We start from the raw sequence: 17,597 nt of genomic DNA, 5'->3' as shown, positions 1-17,597 counted from the left end.
GGGTCGTCCACAGTGGCCTCTCGTCCGTCGTGACCGAGCCAGCAGCGCCGAGGAGCCACCGTGACCAAGTGGGCAGGCCGGACCGCCACCGAGATAGCCGAGGCCGTACGGCAGAAGGTGGTCACACCCCGCGAGGTGGTCGCCGACCACCTCGCCGCGATCGCCGCGCGGAACGGGCGGGTCGGCGCGTTCCGCGTGGTGCGCGCCACCGCCGCCCTGGCGGAGGCGGACGCGGTCGGGGCGCGGGCGGACCTGTCCCGGCTGCCGCTCGCCGGAGTTCCGGTGGCCGTCAAGGACAATCTGCCCGTACGCGGCGAGTCCACCCGCAACGGCTCCGCGGCCACCCCGGCGACCGCCGCGGCCGAGGACCACGTCACCGTCGCCCGGCTGCGGGCGGCGGGCGCGGTGGTGGTGGGAGTCACGCACGTACCGGAGTTGTGCGTCTTCGGGACCACCGACGGGGTGCACGGCATCGCCCGCAACCCCTGGGATCCGTCGCGTACGGCGGGCGGTTCCTCCGGGGGCAGCGCGGCCGCGGTCGCGGCGGGTCTGGTGCCGCTCGCGCTCGGCAACGACGGCATGGGTTCGCTGCGGATCCCGGCCGCGCACTGCGGTCTGATCGGCCTCAAGCCGGGCACCGGGCGCGTGCCGTCCGACCTGGGCGGTGCCTGGTTCGGGATGTCGGAGAACGGCCCGCTGGCGACGACGGCGGCCGACGCGCGGCTGATGTTCTCGGTGCTCGCGGGCGAGACGCGGCCCGGAGCCGACGAGTCGGCCGACCCACCACGCGCGCTCAGGATCGCGGTCTCCACGCGCAGCCCGATCGCCGGAGTGCGCGTCGGCCGCGCGTACGCCTCGCTCGCCCGCCAGGCGGCCCGGGTGCTCGTGGAGGCCGGGCACCGGGTGTCGGCCGCGCATCCGCCCTACCCCCTCACCTTCGGCACGGTCATCCTCGCCCGCTGGACGGGAGGCACCGCGCAGGACGCCGAGGGGCTCGACCCGCGCCTGCTCACCCCGCGCACCCGGCGGCACGCGGCGATCGGGCGGGCCGCCGGGCGGCTCGGGATGCTGCGCGCGGACCACCGGGGCGCGCTCAACAGACGCCTCGCGCCCTTCTTCGAGGAGTACGACGTCCTGCTCACGCCCGCGCTGGCCCGTCGCGGCCCGGCGGCCGACGCCTGGCACGAGCGCGGCTGGCTGGCCAACGTCCTGGTCAACACGGCCTGTTCGCCGATGACACCGCCGTGGAACCTCTCCGGCCACCCCGCGCTCGCGATGCCGTTCGGCTCGCTGCCGACGGGCCTGCCCGGCTCCGTCCAGCTCGTCGGCCGCCTCGGCTCGGAGCACCAACTTCTCAGCGTGGTAAGCCAGTTGGAGCAGGCCCGGCCCTGGAAGCGCACCGCGCCCGCTCCACCCGTCAGGGCCGTGCTTGACTGAGAGCGCACTCCAATTCGTAGCTTCTCCGGCATGACGACGCGCACGACATCCCACACGGCATCCCACACGGCATCCCACCCGACTCGTACGACTTCTACGCCCCCTACGACGACTCCTCAGCGCAGGACCGGTTCGGGGCACGGCCCCCGCAGCACCGCACAGGAGGTGCTGGAGGGCGTCGACCTCACGGGGAAGCTCGCCGTCGTCACCGGCGGCTACTCGGGCCTCGGCCTGGAGACAACCCGGGCGCTGGCGGCCGCCGGGGCCCATGTGGTGGTGCCCGCCAGGCGGCGCGCCGCCGCCCAGGAGGCGCTGGCGGGCCTCACCGGCGCCGACGGCGGTGTCGGGCCCGCCATCGAGGTCGACACCCTGGACCTCTCCGACCTCGACAGCGTCCGCGCCTTCGCCGACCGCTTCCTCGCGTCGGGCCGGGGCATCGACATCATGGTCGACAACGCCGGGGTGATGGCCTGCCCCGAAACCCGGGTCGGGCCGGGCTGGGAGGCGCAGTTCGCGACCAACCACCTCGGCCACTTCGCCCTCGTCAACCACCTCTGGCCGGCGCTGGCGGCGGGCGGGGCGCGGGTGGTGGCGGTGTCCTCGCGGGGCCACCAGCTCTCCGGCATCCGCTGGGACGACGTGCACTTCGCCCGGGGCTACGACAAGTGGCTGGCGTACGGGCAGGCCAAGACGGCCAACGTGCTCTTCGCCGTCCACCTCGACGCACGGGGGCGGGACGCGGGGGTGCGGGCGTTCGCGCTGCACCCCGGCGAGATCCTGACGCCTTTGACGCGCCACGTCTCGCGCGAGGAGATGATCGACGCGGGGTGGGTCGACGAGGAGGGCAACGTGGCCGACTCGTTCAAGACGCCGGAGCAGGGTGCGGCCACCCAGGTCTGGGCGGCCACCTCCCCTCAACTGGCGGGCCTGGGCGGTGTCTACTGCGAGGACTGCGACATCGCCGAGCCCGCGGGCGGCCCGGGCGACAACGGCCTCGTCGACGGCGAGGTGCCGCGCGACGAACTCACCACCGGTGTCAGCGCGCACGCGACGGACCCCGAGCAGGCCGCACGGCTGTGGCGGCTCTCCGCCGAGCTGACCGGGGTCGACGCGTTCGCGGAGAACGCCTGACGCAGGAGTGGGGGCGGTCGGGGGTTGCTCCCGGCACCCCGAACCGCCCCCACCGACGTATGCACCGCCCCCACCCACGGGTGCGCCACACCCACCCACGTAAATGAAGCTTCAACCGTCCTGTGGCACACGTGAGTTGGCGGGCCGTCAAGGTGACTGGCGCCGGGCGCACATGACATGATCGGCCTTCGCGTTACTCCCGAGTAACGACCCCCCTCCTCCCATCCGAAGGTCACATCTACGTGCGCACGTTCACCACACGCCTCCTGGTGCCCGGCCTGGCCACCCTGGCCCTCGCCGCCACCGGCTGCTCCTCGACCGGGCACAGCAGTGCGGCCCAGCCGGGCAGCACCGCCACCACCGCGGCGGCCGCCGACGACACGCAGCGGCTCGACGTGGCCGCAGCGCCGCAGGAGGCGTCCGCGCCGACGGCCGTGGCCCGCACCCGTACGGGCAAGGGCCGGCCGGAGAAGTCCTCGCTGAAGGTCGCCTCCTACGACAAGACGAGCCGACGAGCCGTCATATCCACCGCCCCGCAGCGGCACACCACCGCCCCCAGCCACTCCCCCGCGCCCGACAAGCCCGTCGCCGTCGGCGACGTCATCGCCAGCGCTCCGGCGCCGGGCGCCCCCAACGGACTGCTCGCCAAGGTCACCGAGGTCGTCGGGAAGACCGCGAGCGGCACCGAGGTGAAGACCGCCTCCACGACGCTGGCCTCGGTCCTCAAGGACGACAAGGCCGACGGCAAGGTCCCGGTCGACCCGTCCTCGGTCAAGGTCGAGCCCCTGATGAAGGGCGTCACCTTCTCCTGGGCCAAGAGCAAGGGCCTCAACTTCGGGCCCAAGGGCGCCAAGCTGCCGCTCGGCAATCTGCGCCTGGACGTGAACGCCGCGGTGGACACCGCCAAGGACGCCCCCGCCTCGGCCGGCGCCTCGGTCTCCGGCTTCGTCCAGCTTGCCCCCGAGGTCGAGTTCTCGTACGACGGCAGCTCCGGCGGCTTCGGGCCGCGCTCCGCGTTCCTCGGCATGAGCGGCGACTGGTCCTCTCAGTGGGCGCTCAAGGGCCGCGCCGCCGCGAGCACCGGCGCGCCCAAGCGCATTCCCTTCGCCAAGCTGCACAGCACGCCCGTCATCCAGGTCGGCCCGGTCCCCGTCGTCGTCAACCTCGACCTGACCTGCTACGTCCAGGTCGAGGCCGACGGCCATGTCACGCTCGACGTCCAGCAGGACGTCAAGGGCGACTTCCGCGTCGGCGGCAGCTACGCGTCCGGCAAGGGCTGGACCCCGGTCAGCACCTCCGCCGTGCACAGCTCGCCGGTGACGGCCACCGTCGCCGCGGCCGGGCGCGTCAAGGGCGCCCTCGGCGCCGAGGCCTCCGTCGGTCTGTACGGAGCCGTCGGCGTCAGCGCCGACTTCGCCCCCTATCTGCGCGGCGAGGCCGACGCCAAGGCGACCGCGTCGACCGACGGCAAGGCGTCCGTGTCCGGTGCCTGGGCCGTCTACGGCGGCTTCGACCTGAGCGGGCAGCTGCACTTCCAGCTGTCCCTGTTCGGCACGCCGGTCATCGAGCGCCGTATCCCGCTGGGCGCCCTCCACCGCGAGTGGCCGCTGGCGAGCGGGCACGCGCAGAGCTAGGGCCTGTCCGGCGCACAGGTGTGAGTGGGCCGGAAGGCGGGTCGCCTTCCGGCCCACTCGGGTGTCCGCGGGCAGGTGTCAGAGCACCGTGATGCCGAGCAACCGCGCGCCGCTCTCGCTGCGCGGCCGGTGGCGGCTGCCGGGCGCGAACACCACATAGGTACCGGCGCCGTGGCGCTCCTCCCCCTCGATCACCTCCCCACTGAGCACGTAGTAGCGCTCCTCGGTGGCGTGGACGTCGATCTCGGGCCACTCGCTGCCCGGTGCGAAGTCGACCAGCCAGCCGCGCGCGTGCCCGGTGATCCCCACTTTGCGGCTGACGATCCCGGGGGCGACCTCGACCTGCTCCACCTCCTCGACGTGCACGACGGTCTTCAGCGGTCCTGTTCCAGTGATCTCGCTCATGGCCCCACTGTGGATCACACCGGAGCCGCTCCCCGAGAGTCCAGAAAGACATCTGCGGGTACATTCCTGCCATGGACCGTCACCGTGTCGTGGCCCTGATCAACCCGCCGCAGTCGCCCTTCGAACTCGCCTGCGCCGCCGAGGTCTTCGGGACCGTACGCCCGGACCTCCCCGAGGCGTACGCCTTCGAGGTGTGCACCGAGCGGCCCGGGCCGGTACCGGTCACCGTCGGCTGCGCGATGTTCGTCGAGGCCGGGCTCGACGCCCTTCGGACGGCGGACACCGTGGTCGTGCCCGGCTGGCAGCCGGTCGGCGGGGCCGTGCCGACGGCCGTCCTGGACGCCCTGCGGGCCGCCCACCTGCGCGGCGCCCGGATCGTGTCCATCTGCACGGGCGCCTTCGTCCTCGCCCGCGCCGGGCTGTTGGACGGCCGCCGCGCCACCACCCACTGGCTGCGCACCGACCGGCTCGCCGCCGAGTACCCCGAGGTCGAGGTCGACCCGGACGTCCTGTACGTCGACCACGGCGACGTGGCCACCAGCGCCGGGGGCGGCGCCGGGATCGACCTGTGTCTGCACCTCGTGCGGAGCGACCAAGGTGCGGCCCACGCCGCCCGGATCGCCCGCAGCATGGTCCTGCCGCCGCACCGCGAGGGCAGCCAACTCCAGTACGCGGCCCTGCCCGTGCCCGCCCGGACCGCCGACGCGTCACTGGCGCCGCTGCTCGAATGGGCCGACGCGCGCCTGCACACCCCGCTCACCCTCGACCGGCTCGCCGCCCACGCGGGGCTCTCCGGCCGTACCCTCGCCCGGCGCTTCACCGACCAGCTCGGCGTCAGCCCCGGCCAGTGGCTGCTGCGCCGGCGCGTCGACGCGGCGCGGGTCCTCCTGGAGGAGACCGACCTGCCGGTCGAGGCCATCGCCGCGCGCGTCGGCCTCGCCTCCGCCGTCAACCTCCGACGCCGCTTCCGCACCGCGCTCGGGACGACACCGGGCGCCTACCGCCGTACGTTCGGGGAGGCGCGGGGAGGATCCTCGGCCCGCGCCGCCCCCTGACCACCTGCGCGCCGCCCACGAGGTGCGGGCCACCGGCCCCGGGGCGCATTCTGGCTGTATCACCTACCGCGCGGCACGCGGACGAGGGCAGACCGATGACTGAGAGCGCCGAGAACCAGCACTGGGCGCCGGGCAGACTGACCGCACTGCTCACCGGGGCCGTGGCGGAGGCCATGCGCGCCGTCGGCGGCCACGTGGGAGGCGTGTACCTGCGCTCCAGCACGCCCGGGCTGCTGCGGCTCGCCGTGCTCTCCGGGCTGCCCGGACCGCTGTTCCGCCCTTGGTGGCGCATGCACGTGGACCGGCCGTTCCCGGTGGCCGACGCCCACCGCCTGGGCGTCGAGATCCAGCTCGCCGACCCCACCGAGACCATGCGCCGCTACCCCCAGCTGGCGGCCGGGCTGCCGTTCCGGTTCGGCTCGGTGTACGTGCCCGTGGTGGGGGCCTCGACGGCGTACGGAGTCCTCAGCGTGCTGCGCCCCGCGACACCGGACGCCTCCTCGGCACCGCTGGACCGCGACCGCCTCACAGAGGCGGCACAGGGCCTGGGCGCCGCCCTCCTCGAACTGGAGGAGGACGGCCCCGGGATCGTCTGGGACGGCGAGCCGCTGTGCGTACGGCCCCCGGCCGACGGCGCTCCACCGGGGCACGCGGGCCGCGGCACTCCCGGGGACGGCGCGGCCGATCTGCTCCCCGAGGGCGTGTTCACACTGGACCGCCTCGGGCTGTTCAGCTACGTCAACCCGCGCGCCGCCCTGCTCCTCGGCCACCCGCCCGCCGAACTGCTCGGGCGTTCCCTGTGGCACGCGGTGCCGTGGCTGGAGCAGCCCGCGTACGAGGACCATCTGCGCGGCGCGCTGCTGTCGAGGGACCCCGTGCACTTCCAGGTCAGACGCCCGCCGACGCCCGGTGAGGGGCCGGGGTCCGGGGAGCGGTACGGCGACCGGCTCTCGCTGTCGGTCTACCCGGGCCCGAACGGTCTGACGTTCACCGCGGTCCCGCTGGGCCGGGACGCGGACGCCGCCAAGGCCGCCTCCCTGCCCGGCGGCGCCGCCCCCGCCGGGCAGGAGCGCGGCGACCCGCCGTTCGGGCCGCTGACGGCCCCGGCGGCGCTCGCCGACGACCCGGCGGCGCCCGCCGCGGCGGCGAACGGGACGGACGCCCTCTACCCGCCCGTCTTCCTCGCCCTGGCACTGAGCGAGGCGGTCACCGCCCGCCAGGTCTCCGCCGTGGTGATGCAGGAGCTGCTCCCGGCGTTCGGCGGCCGTCGCCTCGCCATCTATCTGCTCCAGGACCGGCACCTCTACCTCGCCTGGGAGAGCGGCTTCCCCAAAGGCTTCCTCGACCCCTTCGACGGCGTCGCGCTCGACGTACGGCTGCCCGGCGTCGAGACGCTCACCAGTGGCCGCCCGCTCTTCTTCGAGTCCATGCAGCAGCTCGCGGCGGCCTATCCCGGCATCGCCCTCGACGCCGAGGAGGGCGCCCGCGCCTTCCTGCCGCTGATCGCCTCCGGACGGCCGGTCGGCTCCTGCATCCTCGGCTTCGACCGGCCGCGCGGGTTCAGCCCGCAGGAGCGCACGGTCCTCACCGCGCTCGCCGGGCTCGTCGCCCAGGCCCTGGAGCGGGCCCAGCGCTACGACACGGAGGCCGCCCTCGCCCGCGGCCTCCAGGCGGCCCTGCTCCCCCACCGCCTTCCCGTACACCCCCGGGTGGAGACGGCGGCACGGTATCTGCCCGGCACCCAGGGCATGGACGTGGGCGGCGACTGGTACGACGTGGTCGAGGCCGGGGACGGCCTCGCCCTGGTCATCGGCGACGTCCAGGGACACGGGGTGCAGGCCGCGGCCACCATGGGTCAACTGCGCAGCGCGGTAAGGGCCTTCGCGCTCGGCGGGCATCCGCCCGAGGAGGTCATGAGCGGCACCAACCGGCTGCTCATCGACCTCGACCCGGGCCAGTTCGCCAGCTGCTGCTACATCCGGCTCGACCCGCTCACCGGCGCGGCCCGGGCCGCCCGCGCCGGACACCCGCAGCCGCTGCTGCGCCACCCCGACGGCCGCACCGAGGTCCTGGACCTGCCCGGCGGCGTGGTGCTCGGGGTGGCCCCGGACGCCGTGTACCCGGTGGTGGACCTGCGCCTGGAGCCGGGGGCGGTGCTCGCCCTGTACACCGACGGGCTGGTCGAGCGGCCGGGCACGGACATCGACGAGGGCATCGAGCGGCTCCGCGCGGCCCTGTCCCGCGCCGCCACCCCCACCCGCCGCACCGGCCCCTCCCTTGGCGGCACCGCGGACCTGCTCATCGAGGAGGCCCGCCAGGCCACGGACCGCCCGGACGACATCGCGCTGCTGCTGACCACCCGCCGCGCCACACACTGACGCCCGCTCTCGCGGGACCGTGACCTTCGCCGCAAACCGCGCCTCCCCGTTGTGGACCGGCCCAGGGAGCTGATCAAGTACGTACGACATCACGTACGAGCGCGCCGCGAAGCCGCTCCGCCGCGCGGGAGACCAGGAGAACGCCCCATGACGACCGGGTACTTCACGTCCGTGGACGATGTCTCCGCGCGCCTCGCCGAGACCGGCTATCTGGCGTCCCAGGCCGTCGCCACCACCGTCTTCCTCGCCGACCGGCTCGGCAAGCCGCTGCTCGTCGAGGGCCCGGCGGGCGTCGGCAAGACGGAGCTGGCCAAGGCGGTCGCCCAGGTCGCGGGCGCCGAGCTCATCCGGCTCCAGTGCTACGAAGGCGTCGACGAGTCCCGCGCGCTGTACGAGTGGAACCACGCCAAGCAGCTGCTGCGCATCACCGCGGGCCGCGACGAGTCGTGGGACGAGACCCGCACGGACATCTTCGGCGAGGAGTTCCTGCTCTCCCGCCCCCTGCTCACGGCCATTCGCGGCAGCGACCCCAAGGTCCTTCTGATCGACGAGATCGACAAGGCGGACGTGGAGGTCGAGGGGCTGCTCCTGGAGGTCCTCAGCGACTTCCAGGTCACCGTGCCGGAGCTGGGCACGATCACGGCGACGCGCCGCCCGTTCGTGGTGCTCACCTCCAACGCGAGCCGCGAGCTCTCCGAGGCCCTGCGCCGCCGCTGCCTCTTCCTCCACATCGGCTTCCCCGAGGAGGAGTTGGAGCGCCGGATCGTACGGATGAAGGTGCCCGGGCTCGACGAGGCGCTCGCCGCGTCCGTGGTGCGGGTGGTCGGGGCGCTGCGGGCGATGGACCTGCGCAAGGCGCCGTCGGTCTCGGAGACGGTCGACTGGGCCCGTACGCTGCTCGCGCTCGGCGCCGCCACCCTCGACGAGAACGTCGTGCGCGACAGCCTCGGCGTGCTGCTCAAGCACCAGGACGACATGCTGAAGGCCGCCGCCAAACTCGACCTGGACGCCGTGTGACCGCGCTCCCCGACCGGCTCACCGAGCTGGTCCGGACGCTGCGGACGCACGGGCTGCGGATCGGCCCGGGCGAGACCGTCGACGCCGCGGCCGCCCTGGAGGTCCTCGGCTTCGGCGACCGCGAGCGGATGCGGGAGGGGCTGGCCGCGGCGCTGCTCCACCACGAAGGCCAGCGGGCGGTCTTCGACCCCGTCTTCGACCTGTACTTCCCGCTCCGCGTCGGCGCACCGGCCACGCCGGGCGGCGACACGGCGGACCTGCGCGAGCGGCTCGCCGCCGCGCTCGCCGCCAACGACCAGGCGGCGCTCGGGCAGTTGGCGGCCGAGGCGGTGGACAGCCTCGGCGGATACGGCGCCTCACCCGGCTCGGACGGCTTCTCCGCGCACCAGACGCTCGACCGGCTGCGGCCCCAGACGCTGCTCGCGCGGGTACGGGCCACGCTCGCCCAGGACTCCTTGAGCGCCGCCTTTACCGACCGGCTGACCGACGACGAGATCCGCCGCCGTATCCAGGGGTTCCGCGAGCGGGTGGGCACCGAGGCGCGCCGCCGGGTCGCGGAGCGGCGCGGCGCCGACGAGATCGCGCGCCGGGCCCTGCGGCCCACCGCCGACCGGGTCGACTTCCTCGTGGCGGGCCGCGCCCAACTCGACGAGCTGCGCAGGTCGGTGCATCCGCTGGCGCGCAAACTGGCCACCCGGCTCGCGGCGCGGCGCCGCCGCGCGGCCCGCGGGCGGATCGATCTGCGCCGCACCCTGCGCGGCTCACTGTCGACCGGCGGCGTCCCCATGCGCCCGGTGCTGCGCCGCCGCCGTCCCGTACGTCCCGAGCTGGTGCTGCTCTGCGACGTCTCCGGCTCGGTCGCGGGTTTCGCGAACTTCACGATGCTGCTCGTCCAGGCGCTCCACGACCAGTTCAGCAAGGTGCGGGTGTTCGCGTTCGTCAACCGCGTGGACGAGGTCACCGGGCTGCTGCGCAAGGGGGCGGCGGACCCGGCGGGCCTCGGTGACCGCATCGCCGGCGAGGCAGCGGTGACCGGCTGGCACGGCAGCAGCGACTACGGCACCTCGCTCGGGGAGTTCGCCGAGCGCTACCTCGACGCGGTCGGCCCGCGCACCGCCGTCTTCGTCCTGGGGGACGCGCGCACCAACATGGCCGACCCGAACCTGCCCGCCCTGCGCCGCATCGCGGAGCGCGCCCGCCGGGTCTACTGGCTCAACCCCGAACCGGCGTCCCAGTGGTCGACCGGGGACTCCGCCGCGCTCGCCTACGCCCAACTGGTCGAGATGCACGTGTGCCGCAACGCGCACCAGCTCGGCGGCCTCGTCGCACAGCTGCTGCCGGTGTGACGGGGCCGCCGGACAGGCCCTAGCCGTGGGCGGGTTCGATGTTCTGGTTGGCGTGGAAGAGGTTGTGCGGGTCGTAGGCGCGCTTGACCGCGGCCAGTCGGTCGTACTGGTCGCGGTAGGTGGCCCTGACCCGCTCCTGGCCCTCGCCGGCGCCGATGAAGTTCACGTAACTGCCGCCCATGGAGTGCGGGTTCAGCTCCTCCGAGTAGTCCACGCACCACTGTCTGACGGTCTCGGCGTTGGCCGGGTCGGGGTCGATGCCGCCGATGACCCCGGACCAGACGGCGTCCCGGTAGCCCCAGGCCGTGTCGCCCGGCTTGACCCGGTGGGCGGCGCCGTCGACCGGGTACAGGTGCATGGTGGAGAGGTCGGTGGGGATGCCCTCGGCGTACTTGGCGTGGACGTCGATGGCCCCGTCGGTGATGCGGTCGAAGAACGCGCCGCGCCAGTACCACTGCAGGCCCTTGGGGATCAGCTCGTCGAACATGCTCTGCACCATCGGGTACGGCATGGGCGCGGTGAAGTGGAAGGCGGGCGGGCCGGGTTCGCCGACCGGCTCGAAGACCTTCTCGGCCTCGTCCGGGTCGCCGGTCCAGCACCACACCACACCGCACATCTTCTGCCCGTGGATCTCCTCCGGGAACGGCGGCCCCGGCGGGACGACGAGCACCGCGAAGAACCCGTTCAGGTCCTCGGGCGCCTGCGGCAGGAACTCGCGGTACCACCGCAGCACGTCACCGATGCGGTCCAGCGTCCAGACGGTTACGCCGAGCACCACGGTGTGCACCGGGTGCAACGAGAAGGTGAAGGCGGTGACGACGCCGAAGTTCCCGCCGCCGCCGCGCAGCGCCCAGAACAGGTCCGGGTGGTTGCGCTCGTTGGTGGTGACGAAGCTGCCGTCCGCGAGCACCACGTCGGCGGCCAGCAGGTTGTCGATGGTCAGGCCGTACTTGCGGGTCAGATGGCCGTGGCCGCCGCCGAGGGTCAGCCCGCCGACGCCGGTCGTCGACATGATGCCGGCCGGGGTGGCCAGGCCGAACGCGTGGGCGGCGTGGTCCAGGTCGCCTATCCGGGAGCCACCGCCGACCTGGGCGATCTCCGCCGAGGGGTCGACGCGTACCCAGCGCATGGGCGACAGGTCGAGGGTGACGCCGTCGTCCACCAGGCACAGGCCGGGGCCGCTGTGCCCGCCGCCGCGGACGGCGAGTTCGAGGCCGTGGTCGCGGACGAAGTCGACCGCGTCGATGACGTCGCCCGCGTCCGCGCACCGGACGACCGCGGCGGGCCGCCGGTCGATCATCGCGTTGTAGATCGTGCGGGCTTCGGTGTACTCCGGGTCCTGCGGGCCGATGACCGGACCGCGCAGTACGGTCCGCATCGCCTCCAGCGTCGTACCGTCCATGGCGATCTCCTAGCAGCGGCACGGTCCGGTCCGTGGACCCGCCCGGCCCTTCCCCTGCTGGGCCGCCGGTGGGTTCGTGCACGCCGGTGCCCCGGCGTCCCCACCGGTCTCGGCCGTGAACGGGCGCCACAGGGCTGACACCTCAAGCGTCTCGCCGCGAGCGGAGACTCGCAATCCCCGGCCGATCCCGGCCCCGGAGATGACCGGGCCCGGCCGCGGGCGCACGATGGGGGCATGGACGGCCGTATCGGTGACATCAGTACGCCGGGGCGTCTCGCCGGCCCGGCGGAGGGCATCAGCCCCGAGGAGCTCGCCCTGGCGGCCCGCAACCACGGGCTGCCCCTGGAGGCCCTGCGCTACGACGTCACCCCGCCCGGACTGCACTACGTACTGGTCCACTACGACATCCCGTACGCCGACGCGGACGACTGGGAGCTCACCGTAGGCGGCCGGGTGCGCACCGCGCTCACCCTGGACCTGGCGGCGCTGCGCGCCTTCCCGGCGGTCACCCACCGGGTGACGATGGAGTGCGCGGGCAACGGCCGGGCTCGGCTCGCCCCGCGTCCCGTCAGCCAGCCGTGGCTGGTCGAGGGGGTGGGGACCGCCGAGTGGACCGGAGTGCCGCTGCGCACACTGCTCGCCGGGTCGGGGGTGGAGCCGGACGCCGTCGAGGCGGTCTTCACCGGCGCGGACCACGGCGTCGAGCGCGGGGTGGAGCAGGACTACCAGCGCAGTCTGCCGCTGGCGGACGCGGTCGGCCGGGATCCCGAGGTGCTGGTGGCGTACGAGATGAACGGCGCCCCGCTGCCACCCCAGCACGGCCACCCGCTGCGGCTCGTGGTCCCGGGGTGGTACGGCATGGCGCATGTGAAGTGGCTGCGCGCCATCACGCTCACCGCGACCCCCTTCACCGGCTTCCAGCAGCAAGTGGCCTACCGCTACCGGCAGTCCGCCGGCGATCCCGGCGATCCGGTCACCCGGATCGCCCCGCGCGCGCTGATGGTCCCGCCCGGCTTCCCGGACTTCATGTCCCGCACACGGGTCGTACGCCCGGGCCGGATCCTGCTGGAGGGCCGAGCCTGGTCGGGGCGGGCGCCCGTCACCCGCGTCGAGGTGAGCACGGACGACGGGCACAGCTGGTACGAGGCCGAACTCGCCCCGGCGGACGGCCACGACTGGGCCTGGCGCCGCTGGCGGGCGCCCTGGACGGCCACCCCCGGCAGCCACGTCCTGAGCGCCCGCGCCACCGACGCCACAGGCGCCACCCAGCCGCTCACCCAGCCCTGGAACCGCGGCGGCTTCGCCAACAACCTGGTCCAGCGGGTCAGTGTGCTCTGCCCGCAGGACGGCTGAGCCGGAAGGCGGGGGCGCTCAGGAGGGCTTCGTGGCCGAGAGCGCGGTGACCTTCACGGTGTTGTCGCACTCGGCGAACACACCGTCGTCCAGCGCGGTCTGATGACGCCCGGCACCCGGCACCCCGAGGACGAGCGTCGGGTACGAGGACGGCTCGGCACCGGACGCGCAGATCCCGTCGGCCTCGCCCTGGACCTGGACGAAGGTGAGCTTCGTCCAGGCGTGGGCGCCCGGGGCGAGCGTGACCGTGGAGGCGGTGCCGGTGTGGGTGGCGGCCAGGGGGACGTTGTGGTCCGGTGAGCCGTTGCCCGCGCCGCCCACCGTGACGAACCCCTTCACCGTGCAGGGGTGCGCGGAGGTGTTGGCGAACCCGACGACCGCCGCGCCCGTGCCCGTACCCTGCGGGCGGTTGGCCGCCTGGTGGGCCGGGGTGACCTTCAGGTCGCTGATCCCGCACTTGGGGGCCGCGTGCTTGGGCTTGGCGGTGCCTGCCGGGACCGTGGGGGTCTTCGCGGTGGGTGCGGTGGTGTGCGGTGTGGCCTTCGCGCTCGGGATGACGGGGGACGCGGCCCCCGTGTCGGGCCCCTTGCCGCCGCCCGGCTCACAGCCGACCACCAGCACACCGGCCACCACGGCCGTCGCCGCCACCGTCATCGCCCGACGCATGTGTGAGTAGTCCATGATTCCCCCGAGGATATGGCCGGTACACCCCGGCACTCGCCGTACAACACACCGCGGCGGCCGCAATGGTTCACACGTACGGGCGGGTGTGGCACGACGGTTACAAACCACCGTCCAACACCGCCGAAAGCGGCACATCCGCCACCTCGCCGGCGGGACGCGACAGATACAGCGCGGTGTGGAAGCAGCCGTCACTCTCCTTGCCCCGGGGGTCCTCACCGGCCAAGGTCACCGCGTCCACGGCGTAGCGCCGCTCCTGTTCGCCGGTGAAGCGGCGTTGCGGGAAGGTGGGAGCGGCCAGCTTCTCGGTGACCAGGCCGTGGGCGGTCAGGCTGTGCGCGATGGCCCGGTAGGAGCCGGTGCGCAGCACGAACGCCGCCACCCACACGGGGCCCTCGATGCTCGCGAGGAGCGGTGTGAAGGTACGGGCGGAGAGGAAGCTGGCTCCGCCGGTGACGGTGATCAGACGCGTGTGCCGTACGGCCCGGAGCAGCGCCCGGCTCGGCGGCGCCGCCTCCAGGTTCTCGGCGAAGCCCTCGTCGAGCAACCCGACCGCCCGCGCGTAGGAGACGGCGCGCCCGGCCATGTCGAGCCCGATGACGCGCACCGCGTCGGGGCGGCGGCGGGCCGCGTAGAAGGAGCGGTCGCGCTCCTTCAGCTCGGCGGTGGTGAGTGCGGCGGCGTTCGCCGAGGCGTAGTGCTCGTACAAGTCCTCCAGGGTCAGATCGTGGTGGAGGAGGGCGGCGTTGATGCCGTACGAGCAGCAGAGGTCGAGCACGGTCGCCGGGCCCTGCTCGCGCCCGGCGGCCGTACGTGCGGCGAGCAGGCGCCGGAACACGCGCTGGGCGTGGTGGGGTGTCCGGTATCCCCAGGGGCGCAGCGCGCGGAAGTAGGCGCGCGGGTCCGGTTGGTCGTAGGCGTCGTCGAAGCGTGTCATCCCCTGGGTGCCGGAGTGGGCCGTACGCAACACATCGCCCCCTGGGGGGACTTGGCCCTTCGGCTGTGCCTCGGTCATGGCTGTCGCCCTTCCCCGCCTCGTGCGCGCCGCCGTCGTGCGCGAAGTCATACGTAACGTGGCGCGCGGGCGGCGGGGAAGGGCGCGAATCCGCCAGGGCGGGCGCCGGTCTCCCCCGCGTCAGCGGAAGGCCGCCACCACCGCGCCCCACTGGGCCGTCGTGGTACCGGTCGCCGCGCACGACGGGTTCGCCGGGGCGACGCGGTAGGCGCCGGACAGACGGTAGGACGAGAGCCTCAGCACGGGCAGCGCGCTCCACTCGGCCGAGTAGACGGGCGCGGTACCGCTGTTGGTGCCCACGGCGGCCACCACCAGGTCACCGGCCGCGCACTCCACCTTGCTGTGGCTGGTGGTGAAGGCGGTGCCACCGGCCTCGCCGTGGGCTTCCGCCCGCGCCACGACCGCGCTGACGCCCCGGAACTCGTCGACCGCGATGTGGTACTTGCTGGCGCCCGGGTGCACCACCCGGATCGAGTCGGCGGTGGTGAGCGCGTGCACGTGGAAGCCCGCCAGGAGCAGGGTGCGGTGCCTGCGGGTGTCGGTGACCTCGCCCGCGACGCGGAACCGGTCCCCCTGGGTGTCGGTCACCGTGACGGGGCCGGGGCAGGTGCTGGTCAGCATGACGCTGACGATCAGCGCGTCCCCGCCGGTCACCGGGGACGTCACCGGAAGGTCGACGTCCGTGTCGGAGAGGATCTGCGCATCGGACGCGGGACGGCCCACCCAGGCGGGGCGCGCCTGCACCCGCCGCGCCGCGGAACCACCGGCGGCGGGCAGACGGGGGTCGGCCGAGGTGGGCAGGCCGGGGGCGGCGCTCTGCGACGCGGCCGCGGGCGGACAGGTCTCGGCCTCCACGGGGTTGCCCCCGCCCGGCGAACCTCCGGGCGAACCCCCCGCCGAGCCGACAAGCCCGAACACGGCCACGGCCCCGAGCAGGGCGCCGACTCCCAGCAGGCTGCCGTGCATCAGCGCACGGCGCCCGGGACGCAACCGCGCGCGGGGTACGGCGGCCGCCTCGGTCGCGGCCGCCCCTGCTTGCCGAACCTCTCCTTCCGGGGGCTCGGCGGGCCGCTCTCCAGCCTCCGGTTCCGGTTCCCCGCCCCCGCCCGCGTTTCTGGCCGAATCGAGCCGGATGCGCGTCCACGCGTCCTTCCACCTCGCCAGCGCGTCTCCCCGTACGCCGAACGCCCGCAGCAGCGCCTGCACCCGGTCCCACGGCGGCAGCGACGGGCGCTCGTCGTTCAGCGCATGGGCGATGGTCGTCCGCGGCAGCCCGGTGCGCCGCTGCAACTCGCGCAGGGACAGGCTCTCCACCGCCTTGAGCGCCCGCAGCGCCCTCACGAACTCCCCCACCGTGCCCAGCACCCCCGGATCCGGCAGACCACCGCCGTCCGGTCCCGGTCTGTCACTCTCGATGCTCGTCATGACTCCCCCATCGGCCTCGTGGCCCGGGGCCGGATTCGACCGCCGGGCGGCCGGATCGTACGCCGCGCGCCACCACCGCCGATATGGATCAATCAGCCACGCCCCGCCGCCCCTTGGCGGGCGCTGCCGCGAAGAAAGCGAACGGCGGCGCCCGCCCTGCCCGGCGAAAACCGGGGCCGGGCATGATCGGAGCGACGACGCAGAAAACCCTCACCCTGGAGGACGACCATGCCGTTCCAGCCCGACCGACTCTCCGTTCCGCTCGTCCAGGCGCCGATGGCGGGCGGCGCCTCCACCCCCGAACTGGCCGCCGCGGTGAGCGAAGTGGGCGGACTCGGCTTCCTGGCCGCCGGGTACCGCACCGCACAGGGCATGCGGGAGCAGCTCGTCCGGACCCGGGAGCTGACGGGCGGCCCGTTCGGGGTCAACCTCTTCGTGCCGGGTCCCCCGGCCCCGTCGAGCGCCGAGGCGGTGGCCGCCTACCGTGCGGAGCTCCTCGCCGACGCCGCCGAGTACGGCATCACCCTGCCGGTGCCCACCGACGAGGGCGACGACGACGGGTGGGACGAGAAGCTCGACGTCCTGGTGCGCGAGCCCGTACCGGTGGTGTCCTTCACCTTCGGGCTGCCCGACGCGTCCGTCGTCGAGACGCTGCACCGGGCGGGCAGCCGGCTGATCGGGACCGCCACCACCGTCGCCGAGGCCGAGGCGGCCGAGGCCCGCGGGGTGGACGCGCTCTGCCTCCAGGGCCCTGACGCGGGCGGCCACCGGGCCACCCACGACGCCCGGGCCGAGCCGTCGGACCTGCCGCTGCCCGACCTGCTGGCGGCCGTCCGCGAACGTGTGCGCATCCCCCTGGTCGCGGCGGGCGGCCTCGGCACCGGGGAGGACATCGCCGCCGTGCTGGCGGCCGGAGCCGTCGCCGCGCAGCTCGGCACCGTATATCTGCGCACCCACGAGTCGGGGGCCTCGCGGACGCACCAGGACGCCCTCGTCGACCCGCGCTTCGACCAGACCGTGGTCACCCGCGCGTTCTCCGGACGGCCCGCGCGGGGCCTGCGCAACCGGTTCATCGACGCGCACGAGGCGAGCGCCCCCAGCGCGTATCCGCAGGTGCACCACCTCACCAAGGGGCTGCGCGCCGCCGCGGCCAAGGCCGGGGACGCGGACCGGCTCCATCTGTGGGCGGGCAGCCGCTTCCGCCTCGCCCGGGCCATACCGGCGGCCGCCCTCACCCGCGAGCTGTGGGAGGCGACCCGGGCGGCCGCCGGGTGATCCGGCCCCCGCTGTCCGCACGCGTTTGACAGGTCCTCGTCGC

Annotated in this window: 14 protein-coding genes; 9 read left to right on the top strand and 5 right to left on the bottom strand. The window is 74.3% G+C overall.

All coding sequences use genetic code 11. The features are described from left to right. The first annotated feature begins 60 nt into the window (after window positions 1–60). From OG965_RS35295 to OG965_RS35285, 3 genes are all read left to right on the top strand, one after another. A complete protein-coding gene (locus OG965_RS35295; protein ID WP_371656133.1) occupies window positions 61–1,437 on the top strand; it encodes an amidase in 1,377 nt (458 codons plus the stop codon). Window positions 1,438–1,467: 30 nt separating this feature from the next. Beyond that, on the top strand, window positions 1,468–2,568 hold the full coding sequence (locus OG965_RS35290; protein ID WP_371656132.1) for an SDR family NAD(P)-dependent oxidoreductase: 1,101 nt from the start codon (window positions 1,468–1,470) through the stop codon (window positions 2,566–2,568). A 242-nt stretch (window positions 2,569–2,810) separates the two neighbouring features. Next, entirely contained in the window at window positions 2,811–4,202 is a 1,392-nt protein-coding gene (locus OG965_RS35285) for a hypothetical protein (RefSeq protein ID WP_371656131.1), read from the top strand. Between the two features lie 78 nt (window positions 4,203–4,280). Here OG965_RS35285 and OG965_RS35280 read toward each other — a convergent pair whose 3' ends face one another. Next, window positions 4,281–4,607: a cupin domain-containing protein gene (locus OG965_RS35280; RefSeq protein ID WP_371656130.1), complete on the bottom strand. Its 327-nt coding sequence runs from the start codon at window positions 4,605–4,607 to the stop codon at window positions 4,281–4,283. 71 nt (window positions 4,608–4,678) lie between these two features. Here OG965_RS35280 and OG965_RS35275 point away from each other — a divergent pair, with 71 nt between their 5' ends. The 4 genes from OG965_RS35275 to OG965_RS35260 all read left to right on the top strand — a co-directional run bounded on the left by OG965_RS35275 (window position 4,679) and on the right by OG965_RS35260 (window position 10,403). After that, window positions 4,679–5,662 (top strand): GlxA family transcriptional regulator, encoded by a 984-nt coding sequence (locus OG965_RS35275; protein ID WP_371656129.1) that lies wholly within the window; start codon window positions 4,679–4,681, stop codon window positions 5,660–5,662. Window positions 5,663–5,757: 95 nt separating this feature from the next. Then, window positions 5,758–8,040, top strand: a complete 2,283-nt coding sequence (locus OG965_RS35270) for a SpoIIE family protein phosphatase (RefSeq protein WP_371656128.1) — start codon at window positions 5,758–5,760, stop codon at window positions 8,038–8,040. Between the two features lie 147 nt (window positions 8,041–8,187). Continuing rightward, complete coding sequence (locus tag OG965_RS35265; protein WP_371656127.1) at window positions 8,188–9,057, top strand: AAA family ATPase; 870 nt, start codon at window positions 8,188–8,190, stop codon at window positions 9,055–9,057. Continuing rightward, window positions 9,054–10,403: a VWA domain-containing protein gene (locus OG965_RS35260; RefSeq protein WP_371656126.1), complete on the top strand. Its 1,350-nt coding sequence runs from the start codon at window positions 9,054–9,056 to the stop codon at window positions 10,401–10,403. Before OG965_RS35265 ends, OG965_RS35260 begins: the two co-directional genes overlap by 4 nt. Before the next feature lie 19 nt (window positions 10,404–10,422). Here the strand turns inward: OG965_RS35260 and OG965_RS35255 are convergent, their stop codons facing one another. Next, window positions 10,423–11,805 (bottom strand): FAD-binding oxidoreductase, encoded by a 1,383-nt coding sequence (locus OG965_RS35255; protein WP_371656125.1) that lies wholly within the window; start codon window positions 11,803–11,805, stop codon window positions 10,423–10,425. A gap of 234 nt (window positions 11,806–12,039) precedes the next feature. On the opposite strand from OG965_RS35255, the gene OG965_RS35250 reads away from it, so the two are divergent. Next, entirely contained in the window at window positions 12,040–13,158 is a 1,119-nt protein-coding gene (locus OG965_RS35250; protein ID WP_371656124.1) for a sulfite oxidase, read from the top strand. 18 nt (window positions 13,159–13,176) lie between these two features. Here OG965_RS35250 and OG965_RS35245 read toward each other — a convergent pair whose 3' ends face one another. The 3 genes from OG965_RS35245 to OG965_RS35235 all read right to left on the bottom strand — a co-directional run bounded on the left by OG965_RS35245 (window position 13,177) and on the right by OG965_RS35235 (window position 16,279). Next, entirely contained in the window at window positions 13,177–13,839 is a 663-nt protein-coding gene (locus OG965_RS35245) for a DUF4232 domain-containing protein (RefSeq protein WP_371656123.1), read from the bottom strand. A 100-nt stretch (window positions 13,840–13,939) separates the two neighbouring features. Further along, entirely contained in the window at window positions 13,940–14,854 is a 915-nt protein-coding gene (locus tag OG965_RS35240; protein WP_371656122.1) for a hypothetical protein, read from the bottom strand. 120 nt (window positions 14,855–14,974) lie between these two features. Beyond that, window positions 14,975–16,279: a helix-turn-helix domain-containing protein gene (locus OG965_RS35235; protein ID WP_371656121.1), complete on the bottom strand. Its 1,305-nt coding sequence runs from the start codon at window positions 16,277–16,279 to the stop codon at window positions 14,975–14,977. A gap of 228 nt (window positions 16,280–16,507) precedes the next feature. Here OG965_RS35235 and OG965_RS35230 point away from each other — a divergent pair, with 228 nt between their 5' ends. Continuing rightward, window positions 16,508–17,554 (top strand): nitronate monooxygenase, encoded by a 1,047-nt coding sequence (locus OG965_RS35230; RefSeq protein ID WP_371656120.1) that lies wholly within the window; start codon window positions 16,508–16,510, stop codon window positions 17,552–17,554. The last annotated feature ends 43 nt before the right edge of the window (window positions 17,555–17,597 follow it).

Origin of the sequence: Streptomyces sp. NBC_00224, from assembly GCF_041435195.1 — a bacterium.
GTDB lineage: Bacteria > Actinomycetota > Actinomycetes > Streptomycetales > Streptomycetaceae > Streptomyces.
This window is presented reverse-complemented; position numbering and strand designations above follow the sequence as displayed.

What these genes read in the sequence shown, in the direction of transcription:
- OG965_RS35290 (WP_371656132.1), top strand. Translation starts at nt 1,468, where the DNA reads ATGACGACGCGCACGACATCCCACACGGCATCCCACACGGCATCCCAC.
- OG965_RS35280 (WP_371656130.1), bottom strand. Translation starts at nt 4,607, where the DNA reads ATGAGCGAGATCACTGGAACAGGACCGCTGAAGACCGTCGTGCACGTC.
- OG965_RS35275 (WP_371656129.1), top strand. Translation starts at nt 4,679, where the DNA reads ATGGACCGTCACCGTGTCGTGGCCCTGATCAACCCGCCGCAGTCGCCC.
- OG965_RS35270 (WP_371656128.1), top strand. Translation starts at nt 5,758, where the DNA reads ATGACTGAGAGCGCCGAGAACCAGCACTGGGCGCCGGGCAGACTGACC.
- OG965_RS35265 (WP_371656127.1), top strand. Translation starts at nt 8,188, where the DNA reads ATGACGACCGGGTACTTCACGTCCGTGGACGATGTCTCCGCGCGCCTC.
- OG965_RS35255 (WP_371656125.1), bottom strand. Translation starts at nt 11,805, where the DNA reads ATGGACGGTACGACGCTGGAGGCGATGCGGACCGTACTGCGCGGTCCG.
- OG965_RS35250 (WP_371656124.1), top strand. Translation starts at nt 12,040, where the DNA reads ATGGACGGCCGTATCGGTGACATCAGTACGCCGGGGCGTCTCGCCGGC.
- OG965_RS35245 (WP_371656123.1), bottom strand. Translation starts at nt 13,839, where the DNA reads ATGGACTACTCACACATGCGTCGGGCGATGACGGTGGCGGCGACGGCC.
- OG965_RS35240 (WP_371656122.1), bottom strand. Translation starts at nt 14,854, where the DNA reads ATGACCGAGGCACAGCCGAAGGGCCAAGTCCCCCCAGGGGGCGATGTG.
- OG965_RS35235 (WP_371656121.1), bottom strand. Translation starts at nt 16,279, where the DNA reads ATGACGAGCATCGAGAGTGACAGACCGGGACCGGACGGCGGTGGTCTG.
- OG965_RS35230 (WP_371656120.1), top strand. Translation starts at nt 16,508, where the DNA reads ATGCCGTTCCAGCCCGACCGACTCTCCGTTCCGCTCGTCCAGGCGCCG.